Annotated in this window: 10 protein-coding genes; all 10 read left to right on the top strand. The window is 55.0% G+C overall.

The features are described from left to right. The first annotated feature begins 2 nt into the window (after window positions 1-2). The 10 genes from tssF to sodB all read left to right on the top strand — a co-directional run bounded on the left by tssF (window position 3) and on the right by sodB (window position 11,884). Window positions 3-1,889, top strand: a complete 1,887-nt coding sequence (gene tssF / locus AC0IM9_RS16970) for a type VI secretion system baseplate subunit TssF (protein WP_482804777.1) — start codon at window positions 3-5, stop codon at window positions 1,887-1,889. Continuing rightward, window positions 1,871-2,926: a type VI secretion system baseplate subunit TssG gene (tssG, locus tag AC0IM9_RS16975; protein ID WP_482804778.1), complete on the top strand. Its 1,056-nt coding sequence runs from the start codon at window positions 1,871-1,873 to the stop codon at window positions 2,924-2,926. The genes tssF and tssG overlap by 19 nt, the downstream gene beginning before the upstream one ends. A gap of 33 nt (window positions 2,927-2,959) precedes the next feature. After that, entirely contained in the window at window positions 2,960-5,653 is a 2,694-nt protein-coding gene (gene tssH, locus AC0IM9_RS16980) for a type VI secretion system ATPase TssH (protein WP_482804779.1), read from the top strand. 214 nt (window positions 5,654-5,867) lie between these two features. Next, the gene (locus tag AC0IM9_RS16985; RefSeq protein ID WP_482804780.1) at window positions 5,868-6,290 is read left to right on the top strand and encodes a hypothetical protein; all 423 of its coding nucleotides are present in this window, start codon (window positions 5,868-5,870) and stop codon (window positions 6,288-6,290) included. Window positions 6,291-6,375: 85 nt separating this feature from the next. Then, on the top strand, window positions 6,376-6,975 hold the full coding sequence (locus tag AC0IM9_RS16990) for a hypothetical protein (protein WP_482804781.1): 600 nt from the start codon (window positions 6,376-6,378) through the stop codon (window positions 6,973-6,975). A 118-nt stretch (window positions 6,976-7,093) separates the two neighbouring features. Continuing rightward, window positions 7,094-7,768: a hypothetical protein gene (locus tag AC0IM9_RS16995; RefSeq protein WP_482804782.1), complete on the top strand. Its 675-nt coding sequence runs from the start codon at window positions 7,094-7,096 to the stop codon at window positions 7,766-7,768. 360 nt (window positions 7,769-8,128) lie between these two features. Further along, the gene (locus AC0IM9_RS17000; protein ID WP_140912044.1) at window positions 8,129-8,722 is read left to right on the top strand and encodes a DUF6931 family protein; all 594 of its coding nucleotides are present in this window, start codon (window positions 8,129-8,131) and stop codon (window positions 8,720-8,722) included. Window positions 8,723-8,734: 12 nt separating this feature from the next. Beyond that, on the top strand, window positions 8,735-9,025 hold the full coding sequence (locus tag AC0IM9_RS17005) for a PAAR domain-containing contractile injection system baseplate protein (protein WP_140912045.1): 291 nt from the start codon (window positions 8,735-8,737) through the stop codon (window positions 9,023-9,025). A gap of 44 nt (window positions 9,026-9,069) precedes the next feature. Further along, the gene (locus tag AC0IM9_RS17010; RefSeq protein ID WP_482804783.1) at window positions 9,070-11,064 is read left to right on the top strand and encodes a type VI secretion system Vgr family protein; all 1,995 of its coding nucleotides are present in this window, start codon (window positions 9,070-9,072) and stop codon (window positions 11,062-11,064) included. A gap of 238 nt (window positions 11,065-11,302) precedes the next feature. Further along, a complete protein-coding gene (gene sodB, locus AC0IM9_RS17015) occupies window positions 11,303-11,884 on the top strand; it encodes a superoxide dismutase [Fe] (protein WP_278209757.1) in 582 nt (193 codons plus the stop codon). The last annotated feature ends 142 nt before the right edge of the window (window positions 11,885-12,026 follow it).

Genomic DNA, 12,026 nt, shown 5'->3' on the forward strand with positions numbered 1-12,026 from the left:
CAATGGATCCGAAACTGCTGAAATACTACAACCGCGAATTGCAATACGTGCGGGAAGTCGGGGCCGAATTCGCCGCCGAATTTCCGAAAATTGCCGGCCGCCTGGGCCTGGATACCTTCGAGTGTTCCGATCCTTATGTCGAACGGCTGTTCGAAGGCTTTGCCTTCATGGCGGCGCGGGTACAGCTTAAAGTCGACGCCGAGTTTCCGAATTTTACCCAGCAGTTATTGCAAATCGTCTATCCGCATTATTTGTCGGCGACGCCGTCGATGACGGTGGTGGAATTCAAGCCCGATCTGGCCGAGGCGGCGTTAGCGGAAGGATTGACCATTGCTAAGGATACTGTGCTGCGCAGCTTGATTGCGAAAGGCGAACAAACCGCCTGCGAATATAGGACTTCGCAACCGGTGCAACTTTGGCCGCTGCAACTGGCGCAATTGGAATATTTGCCCAGTTTGGCGGCGATTTCCAGCAGCGGGCTGACACCGGGACGCTATCCACCGACGGTCAAGGCCGCATTCCGCATCGTGTTGCGTACGGTCGGCGGCATTAAGTTCAGCAAGATGCCGCTGCAAAACTTGCCCTTGTTTTTGCGCGGTTCCGGCAATATTCCTTACCGCTTGTACGAGCAGTTTTTGGCCAACGCGGTGGGCTTGGCCGCAAAATTCAAGGCCGGCGCGTCCCATGGTTTCGAATACGCCAACGGCCGGGTGGCGCGTGGCATGGGCTTCAATCAGGAAGAGGCGTTGCTCAGGCAAACGCCGCGCTCGTTCGACGGTTACCGGATATTGCAGGAATATTTCGCGTTTCCGGACCGCTACCTGTTTGTCGAGTTGGAGCGGTTGAATCAGTTGACGGCGGCCTGCGACAGCGAGGAACTGGAGCTGTTCGTGCTGTTGGACCGGAGCGATTTGCAACTGGTCAACGCGTTGGACCAGAACAATTTGGCGCTGTTTTGCGCGCCGGCTATCAATTTGTTCCCGAAGCGCGCCGACCGCATGCACGTCGACCATCGCCAGTCCGAATACCATTTGGTAGTCGACCGCAGCCGGCCGATGGATTTCGAAGTGTACAGCGTTAACGAGGTTTGCGGTTACGGAAACGACCAAGCCGGCGAGCAACCATTTTTGCCGTTCTACGGTTCCAAATCGGCTTACCAGAATCAGGCTGAAACCGCATTTTATGCGCTAAGACGGACGAAACGGGTGTTGTCGTCCAAACAGCGCCGCAAAGGCGTGCGTTCCAGCTACATCGGCAGCGAAGTGTTTATCGCCCTGGTCGACGCGACCGAGGCCCCCTATTCCACCAAATTGGCGCAGTTGGGCGTCGAGACGCTCTGCACCAACCGCGATTTGCCTTTGGTCATGCCGGTTGGTTTGGGCGAGACCGACTTTACGCTCCAGATCAGTGCGCCGGTCAAATCGATCCGTTGTATCGCCGGGCCAACCCGGCCGTTACCGGCTGCCTACGAATCGGATACGGTGTGGCGCTTGATCAACCATTTGTCGCTGAATTACTTATCCTTGATCGACAGCGATCAGAAAACCGGCGCCGCCGCATTGCGGGAATTATTGGGCCTGTACGCGGATGGCCGAGAGCCGGCAATCAAGAAACAGATTGAGGGCGTGATTTCGGTTAGCTCGAAGAATGTAGTCAGGCGCATCGATTCCAAAGGGCCGATGGTGTTCGGCCGCGGTCTGGAAATATCGGTCTTACTCGACGAATCGGCCTTCGAAGGCGGCGGGTATTTCTTAATGGGTACCGTGCTGGAGCAGTTCTTTGCCCGTTACGTGTCGATCAATTCCTTCGTCGAAACCGCGATTCGCACTACCGACCGCGGCGAAGTGGCCAGATGGCCGGTGAGGATGGGATGCCGCCAAACGTTTTGATCGACGAATTGCGGCAAGCCGCGGATCGCTTCGATTTTTTCGAAGCTTTGCGTTTGATAGAAACCTTGCACCCGGACAAGCCGCGGTTGGGAGAGAGTCTGAAAGCCGGGGATGATGCGATCCGCTTGTCTCAGGAACCCGGATTGGAGTTTCCGGCGTCGGCCATCTCGGCTTACGTCGCGGAGAGTGCTAATTCGGCAAAGCCCCGGCTGGCAGTCAACTTTATGGGATTGTTCGGCCCGAACGGTCCGTTGCCCTTGCATTTGACCGAATACGCCCGGCAACGTGCGCGTCACCATCACGACCCGACCCTGGCCCGGTTTGCCGATGTGTTTCACCATCGCATGATCAGCCTGTTTTACCGGGCTTGGGCCAATGCTCGACCGGAAGTGCATTACGATCGGCCGCACACCGACCGCTTTGCTTTTTATGTGGGTAGCTTGGCGGGCGTTGCCGGAGAGGCTTTCCAGCAGCGGGATGCGCTGGCGGATCGGGCGAAACTGTTTTACGCCGGCCATTTTTCCGTCCAAACCAAACATCCCGACGGATTGCGCGCCGTGATTGCCGATGTCCTGGGGCTGGGAGTGCGTATCGAGGAGTTCGTTGGCGAGTGGATGGACATCCAACCGGCCGAACAAACCCGTTTGGGTGCAAGTCCCGAAATTGCCAGCTTAGGCCAAACCGCCTTACTGGGTGCTTCGGTCTGGGGTTGTCAGCACAAATTCAAGGTCGTACTGGGGCCGATGGCGTTGGCCGATTATCTGGCATTGTTGCCGGGCGCGGTATTGTTCGAACAAGTCAAGTCTACCGTAAGGAATTACGTCGGCGATGAGTACGTGTGGGATGCCCAATTGGTATTGAAATGCGCAGAAGTACCGCCGGAAATGGCTCTGGGTGTTCCGCCGCAACAGGATAAGCGCAGTATGAACGGCTATGCCCAACTGGGCTGGAGTATGTGGCTGGGGCCGCGCAGTAGCGAATGCGACGCCGACGATTTATTGCTCGACCCATTTATCGCCGTAGGGGCGAACTGTTAAACCAACCTTAACTTTTGAACAGGAAATGTAGCGATGGCAGAAATTAGCCGAGTCAAGCTGTTTGGGAAATTAAACCGGGTTTGTTACAAAGCCGTCGAGAGCGCGACGGTGTTTTGCAAACTGCGGGGGAACCCCTATGTCGAATTGGTGCATTGGTTGAGCCAATTGCTGCAATTGCCCGACTCCGACCTGCACCGGGCGATCAAGCATTACGGCCTGGACATGTCGCGGATCGCGAAAGAAGTCACCGAAGCGCTGGACAAGCTGCCGCGCGGTTCGACCTCGATTTCCGATTTCTCGCCTCATATCGAAGACAGCGTCGAACGCGGCTGGGTTTACGGCACGTTGTTATTCGGCGAAAACCAGGTACGTAGCGGCCATTTGCTGGTCGGCATGCTAAAAACCAAAGGTCTGCGCAACGAGCTGATCGGCATTTCCCGTGAATTCGAAAAACTTAAACCGGACAGCGTCTCCGACGAGCTGCCGAATGTGATTGCCGGTTCGCCGGAAGACGGCCAGACGGCAACCGACGGCAGCCATATCGCCGCGACGCCGGGCGAGGCCAGCGGTGCGATAGCGCCGGCGGCGATGGGCAAGCAGGAGGCCCTGAAACAATTCACCGTCGACCTGACCGAACAGGCCCGCCAAGGCAAGATTGATCCGATTGTCGGCCGCGACGAGGAAATCCGCCAAGTCATCGACATCCTGATGCGCCGCCGCCAGAACAATCCGATTCTGACCGGCGAGGCCGGGGTCGGCAAAACGGCGGTCGTAGAAGGTTTTGCTTTGAAAATTGTCGCCGGCGACGTGCCGCCGTCTCTGCGCGACGTCAGTTTGCGCACCTTGGACGTCGGCTTGCTGCAGGCCGGCGCCAGCATGAAAGGCGAATTCGAAAACCGCCTGCGCCAAGTCATCGAAGAAGTCCAAGCTTCGCCGAAACCGATCATTCTGTTCATCGACGAAGCTCACACGCTGGTCGGCGCCGGCGGCGCTGCCGGCACTGGCGATGCCGCCAATCTGTTGAAGCCGGCGTTGGCGCGCGGCCAATTGCGTACCGTCGCGGCGACCACCTGGGCCGAGTATAAAAAACATATCGAAAAAGACCCGGCCTTGACCCGCCGCTTTCAAGTCGTGCAAGTCCACGAGCCGGACGAAGCCAAGGCTATCCGCATGATGCGCGGCGTGGTTTCAGTACAGGAAAAACACCATCAGGTATTGATTCTGGATGAAGCGCTGGAAGCGGCGGTGAAATTATCGCACCGCTACATTCCGGCTCGGCAACTGCCGGATAAGGCGGTCAGCCTGTTGGATACCGCTTGCGCCCGCGTCGGCGTCAGCCAGCACGCTGTGCCGGCCGAGGTCGACGACTGCCGCAAGCGTATCGAAGCGCTGGAAACCGAATTGGCGATCATCGGCCGCGAAAAAACCGTCGGTGTCGAAGTGGTTGGCCGCGAAGAGTTGGCCAACGAAAAATTGGCGGCCGAACGCGAGCGGCTGGTGGGTTTGGAGGAGCGTTGGAACGCCGAGAAAGAATTGGTCGGCAAGATTCTGGCGCTGCGCAGCAAATTGCGTTCGGCCGGACATGCGGTGGACGGTGCAGCCGAACCAACAACCGATTCGACTGACGCTCACGAAGACCGCGATGCCTTGTTGGCCGAATTGAAAGACTTGCAAACGCAATTGCATGAACAGCAAGGCGAGTCGCCGTTGATCTTACCGACCGTCGACCATCAGGCCGTCGCCGCCGTAGTGCAGGATTGGACCGGGATTCCGGTCGGGCGGATGGTCAAGAACGAAATCGAAACCGTGCTGAAATTGGCCGACAATCTGGAGCAGCGCATCATCGGCCAGCGCCATGCGTTGGAGATGATCGCCAAGCGGATTCAGACTTCGCGCGCCGGATTGGACAATCCGAACAAACCGATCGGCGTGTTCATGTTGGCCGGTACGTCCGGCGTCGGCAAGACCGAGACCGCGTTGGCCTTGGCCGAAGCCTTGTACGGCGGCGAGCAGAACGTCATTACCATCAACATGAGCGAATACCAGGAAGCGCATACCGTGTCGACATTGAAAGGGGCGCCTCCCGGCTACGTCGGTTACGGCGAGGGCGGGGTGTTGACCGAAGCGGTCCGGCGCCGGCCCTACAGCGTCGTGTTGCTGGACGAGGTCGAAAAAGCTCATCCCGACGTGCACGAAATCTTCTTCCAGGTGTTCGACAAGGGCTGGATGGAAGACGGCGAAGGCCGCGTCATCGACTTCAAAAACACGCTGATTTTATTGACCACCAACGCCGGTACCGACCTGATCGCCAATCTGTGCAAGGACCCGGATCTGATGCCGGAACCGGAAGGGATTGCCAAAGCGCTACGCGAACCGTTGCTGAAGGTGTTCCCGCCGGCGCTGCTCGGCCGTTTGGTGGTGATTCCGTACTATCCGTTAAACGACGAAATGATAGGCGCGATCGCCCGCTTGCAATTGAACCGGATCAAAAAGCGGGTCGAAGAAACCCACAAGGTCCCGTTCAACTACGACGACGACGTGATCAAACTGATCGCCAGCCGCTGCACCGAATTGGAAAGCGGCGGCCGGATGATCGATGCAATTTTGACCAATACTGTCTTGCCCAAAATCAGCGAGGAGTTTTTGACCCGGATGATGCAGGGTGCGCCGGTCGCACGAGTGAACGTGAGCGCGTCGGACGGGAATTTTCAATACGGCTTCGAATAGCGTAATCCAGCCGGGCTGCGTCCTTCCGTAAGCGGCGCGCCTGCTGAGACCGTACCACCATTATCGTCGGCGTCCGGCTAAGAGACCGGCGCTTTGCCCGGGAGCTTGCGGCCCAAGCCGGCTCGCGGTCGACAGTTTACTGAAACATACGCCAGAGAGGGACCGCCCTCAAGGCGCAAGCTTAATACAATTCGAACACCCAGAGGAGTTCATCATGGCCAAATTTGCAAAAGCGTTTCTAACGAATCACATCCGTGTTTTCACGCCGAGCGATAACAAAGAAAAGTTGATCGATGAGGCGGTGAAACGGCTTAACGATCGCAACACTCGTGTCAATTCGACCTTGGTGGTCAGTTCAGTGGAAGAACAGCAGATCCTTGCTCATTGCGATTCGTTGGGGACTTACACCCGCGAAACCGTCGTTGAAATTGTCAACACCGTGAGCTTTGGCATCTTCGCCGACCGGCGTAACGACCAGGTTACTGTCTACAAGGACGTAAAGTTTCAGTACAAATGGGGCTGGTCCAGCGAATGGAATGTCCGGCAAATTTTTCACCTGGAGCGGGTTAGTACCTATACGACGATTGACAAGACCATCAAGAAGTCCTATGTCGAGGATTTTCCGGCCTTGGGGTGAAGTTCCGGTTTGGTACCGGCTTTACTTTGAGCAGACCTAAGGCAATCGCCTTCTCGTGAAACATCACCGTGCATTGAGGTAATCCATGACGCCCAGCGAATTATTGAATCTGATGGAATCTAGCATCATCAAGACCGGTTTTCTGCGTAACACCACTGTCTACGGACGCGCCGAATTGGTGGCACTATCGCCTGACCAGCAATTTAAAGGAGTCAACGACAAAGGCGCCGCCGTGCCTGTTTACAATTTGAAACAGACGGCCAACGCCATGGCGGGTTTCAAGTCGTATATTTGTGACTACACACCGGACAAAGTGCATTATCAAATTTTGGACCAGGAAGCGGACTACTGTTTTACCGTGACTATGAACGGTTGCACTTTTGGCATCGGTTCGCAAGCGGATGACGGTACCGTGATGGTCACCCACGGCAATATGAATTCCTCCGGTCTGGGTGAAGAGTACGGCGAAGCGGTCTATTCGCTGATGGGCAGCGGCACCTCATACATTACTCCGCACATGTATGCCCGAAAATCTGCCGACGAGACTCGAAAAAATCTGACGACCTTCGGTATCCGTATCAACGGCACCTGGAATTTCTTTTATCAGAAGTACGAAATCCTGGGTCCAGGTCAGATCAAGCATCTAGGTTTATTCCCGTTCAAGACCAATATGTTGACCGGCTGATAGCGATTAGCAATCGCAGTGGTAGGGGAAAAAAACCGGCAATCCGGAAAGCCTTAAAGCAACGAATCAACCAAGCACTCGAAAACTTTAACAATCAACCGGAGTGGATACAATGTCAATGAGTAAGACACGAGTCTTGAGCACGATTTCGGGGCTGAGCGCGACCAATAACAAGTGGGGAATTTGCGGTATCAACGCCTGCATGATGTTGTTATTCGATTTTAGAGCCGGGCCGCGACGGCGCGAATTGATCGACCATACCCAATTCCATACGGTGTTGATTGCGATGAGCAATTGGTTGCAAAAGATCGAGCAAAGCGGTGATCCAATCAAACAAAAAATTATCGACTTTGCTGCCGATTTTGGTATGCCTGACGGAAAACAGTTGGTCTGGGATTATCATAAAACCAAAGACCAAATCACCAAACTCTTAACCGGCGACAAATCGCAGGTGACCGAAGACAAATTGGCTGGATTGGAAATCAACCTACCGTTGCCGCCCGAAGCCATCGTGCATTTCTTGAATACAATGTATTCCGTGGACGCAGCCTTTGAAGCCACGGTGAGCCAGACAGCAACCGGAATAATCGGCGTCAAGTCACCTCATGCTAGAGGTAATTCCAAATACGGCGGTCTCGGCCACTGGATTTATGGTGGCCGAGGTAAATACTACACATGGGGCAATGGCTTCGACTCGATCAAAGATATTAAACCCTGGGATTTTGAAGCAATTTATCGGGTTTACTTGAAGAGTAATCAAAATGTCCGAACGACAACCCAAAAAATCGGGTAATTGGATGCCGGTTAAAACCGGATTGTTCTATTAAGGTGGCCAATAACCGACACTGCGGTAGCGACGACCTAGGTTGAATTTGAGTCATTCAGCAGCGTAACGAATCCGACGACTTAATCAGGATAGAAAGTTTGACGAACGACTATGCCGGAATGGCGATTAATTTGCTAAATATTAGCGCCGGGGAAGGCCAATTGTGGGCGGGGGAAGTTGCGAATGAATTGGACGAAGATCGGTCCTTTCGCTGAGCTGTAAACCGGGTAGCTAACTTGGCGTTCAACGGTTAATATTTTTACCTGTGATACGCATAATCACGGTCAGGACAATCCGAACTCAGACTCGTTGAAGATGGGAGACAGCATGACAACTGCGGTAAGTTTACGCAAAGTGACGATGCCCACGGCGGCGCAAATTTGCCGGGATATTCAGTTGGAGCCAGATGCGTTACGTTGTTTGGCCGAGGACTTGGCACCGGCGGCATTTTTGCGCAACTTGATCGAACTCAAACTGTTCCCCGATGCCGTTCGGTTTCTGGCAAGAGCCTTGCCCAAGCGGGAAGCAACCTGGTGGGCCTGCATCAGCGCCCGCAGCGTGGTCGGACCGGATACCAAGCCGGAAGTGGTGAAAGCCTTGGAGGCTGCCGAGTTATGGGTGTTCAAGCCGACCGAACCCAATCGCAGATTGGCGAACAGCGCAGCCCACGATGCGTCGTTCGAAAACCCGGCTGCTTGGGCGGCAATGGCGGCGTTCTGGAGTGAAGGCAGTATGGCGCCGGAAAACGTGCCGGCCGTGCCGCCGGCCGACAATTTGACCGGTAAGGCTGTGGCCGGGGCCGTGATGCTGGCCGCGGTGCTGACGCAGCCGGACAAATCCCAGGACAAATACCAGTTCTTTCTGGAGCAAGGTATCGATATCGCCAACGGCGGCAACGGCCGGGTCTGGCAAGCGGCTTGATGGAGGGAGGATATGGGACAGCCCGCCGCACGCTTGACCGATATGCATGTTTGCCCAATGTTCACCGGACCGGTACCCCATGTGGGCGGGCCGATTTCCGGCCCCGGCGCCCCCACCGTTTTAATCGGTAATATGCCCGCTGCCCGTGCGACAGATATGGCGGTTTGCGTCGGACCTCCCGATACCATTGCGATGGGTTCCACGACAGTATTGATTGGCAATATGCCGGCCGCCCGTATGGGCGACACTTGCGCCCACGGCGGCACCATTGTCGTCGGTTACCCGACCGTATTGATCGGGTAACTCGCCGGGCTCGGTTCTTCAACAGTTTCATTTAGGATTTCGACATGTCCCTCTCTCAAGATCAACGTGTAGCCAAGGTGACCACGGCGCTGGGCGATGGTGTTTTCGCACTTTATCGGATGACCGGTAACGAAACCGTCAGCCGCTTGTTCGAATACGAATTGGAACTGTTGAGCGAAAGCGGTACCCTCGATTTGAAAGCTTTATTGGGTACCGGTTTGACGGTCGAACTGGCATTGGAGAACAGCGGTAGTCGCTGGTTTAACGGTATCGTCACTCGGGTCAATCAACTCGGCATGCTGGGCGACTTGTACAACTACCGGGTCTGGTTGCACCCCAAAGCCTGGTTGATGACCAGGGCGAGCAATTGCCGGGTGTTGTCGCCTTCTGTCGGCGAAGGCAACCAAGCCGCGCCGACCACCGCGTCCGAAATCGTCAAGAGCATACTTGGCGAATACGGCATCGTGCCGACCTTGAATCTGAACGAAACCTACCCGGAGCGTGAGTTCTGCGTGCAATATCGGGAGACGGATTTCAATTTGGTCAGCCGTTTGATGGAGGAGGAGGGTATCTATTACTACTTTAAACACGAGAACGGCAGCCACACCATGGTATTGTGCGACAACATGCAGGCGCACCAGGCGCTTGCCGGCAATGCCACGGTCAAGTATTACCCGCCCGACAATCAGGGCGTGCGCGACGAAGAGCATATTTTCGATTGGACTTTCAGTCGGCAAATTCAAAGCGGCGGTTACCGCTTGAACGAATACGATTTCGAAGCCGCCACTGCCGATTTGAAGGTGGCGTCGTTGATTGATGGCGAGCACGCGGAGTCCGGGAAGGAAATTTACGATTATCCGGGCGAATATAAAACCTCTACGGAAGGCGAGCGCTATGCCAGGTTACGGATGGAACAGGCCCGTTCCGAGCACGAGCAGATCTTTGCCGGCGGTAATGTAAGAGGGCTGGCAACCGGTCTGACGTTCAGCTTGGCCGAATATCCCCGCGCCGACCAGAATAGCCAGTACATGGTGTTGTCTACCGATATCAGCATTCGCAATAACGGTTTCGACTCCGGTGCCGGCGGCGAGGAAGAGTACCTGTGTACCTATTCGGTGATCAATACGTCTTATGTTTACCGCCCGCCCCGATTGACCCGAGTGCCGGTGGTTCAAGGCGTGCAAACCGCCGTCGTGGTTGGCGGACAGGGCGACGAAATCCTGACCGACCAATACGGCCGGGTTAAAGTCCAGTTCCATTGGGACCGGCTCGGCACCAAAAACGAGAATAGCTCCTGTTGGGTGCGGGTCGCGCAGATTTGGGCCGGCAAGAACTGGGGCAGCATGTTCATACCCCGAGTCGGCCAGGAGGTTGTGGTCGATTTTCTGGAAGGCAATCCGGATAATCCGATCATAACCGGCCGAGTTTACAACAGCGTCAATATGCCGCCGTACACGCTGGATGCCAATAAAACCCAAAGTGGTATCAAGACTCGCAGCACGCCTCAAGGCGGCACCGGAAACTTTAATGAACTCCGGTTCGAGGACAAGTATGGTGAAGAGGAAATCTATCTGCACGCGGAAAAAAACTTTACCCGTATCGTCGAGAACAACGACGTGCAGAAAATCGGGTTCGATAAAAAAGATGCCGGCGATCAAACCATCGATATCTATAACCACCGCACCGTGACCCTGGATCAGGGTAACGATAAATTGACGGTCAAGACCGGTAACCGCACCGTCGAGATTCAGCAAGGCAACGACGAATTGACCGTCAGTTCCGGCAACCGTAGCGTCAAGTTGGGATCGGGCAATTTGACGGTTAAGCTCGATGCCGGCGCCATTTCGGAAGAGGCGGCGCAATCCATAGAACTGAAAGTAGGCTCCAACAGCATCAAGATCGACCAGAGCGGTGTGACGATTAAAGGCATGATGGTCAAAATCCAAGCCGACACTCAGGCTGAGCTGAAGGGTTTGCAGACTACCGTTAGCGGCGACGGCATGCTGACATTGAAAGGCGGCGTGGTGATGATCAACTAATGCGTGGCGGGTACTGCCGGGTGCTATTTTATAACACTTTGATTTGCTAGGGTTTTTAAAGGTTCTGGTTGCGGCAACGCCCGGCGCGGCCCTACGATCTGTTCTAAAAATACTAAGCTATTGAATTAAATGTGCTTTTTAAAACCAGAATAATTCTTTATTATAATGCTAGGTAATTAGGTTGGACCCGGTCCGCACCTAGTCACTGCTGCTGTTCAATCAATCTGGAGAATTAAAGATGAGTTTTGAATTACCTGCATTACCGTATGCCAAAGACGCTTTGGCGCCGCACATTTCCGCCGAAACCATCGAATACCACTACGGCAAACACCACCAAACCTATGTGACCAACCTGAACAATCTGGTTCCGGGTACCGAGTTCGAAGGTTTGTCTCTGGAAGAAATCGTCAAAAAATCGTCTGGTGGCGTGTTCAACAACGCAGCCCAAGTCTGGAACCATACATTCTATTGGAATAGCCTGTCTCCCAACGGCGGCGGCGAACCGACCGGCGGCTTGGCCAACGCGATCGAGAGAACCTTCGGTTCGTTCGAAAAATTCAAAGAAGAATTCACCAAGTGCGCCGTCACCACGTTCGGTTCCGGCTGGGCATGGCTGGTGAAAAACGACAAGGGCGGCCTGGAACTGGTCAGCACTAGCAACGCCGGTTGCCCATTGACCGACGGCAAGACTCCGATCTTGACCTGCGACGTTTGGGAGCACGCCTATTACATCGATTTCCGCAACTTGCGCCCTAAATATCTGGAAGCATTCTGGGCTTTGGTTAATTGGGAATTCGCCAGCGCCAATTACGAAGCTTAAGTTCTAACCCGGCGCGGACCGGCGTCCTCACAGGCCCGCCCGCGCCGTTTTTGGCTGAAAAGCACTACGGAACGGCAGAGTCTATTCCCCTGCCTTCTTACTCGGCGCCATTCTTTTGCAAACCAGGTTTTGCCGACGGGCT

It is taken from the genome of Methylomonas sp. Uni0011, from assembly GCF_056850255.1.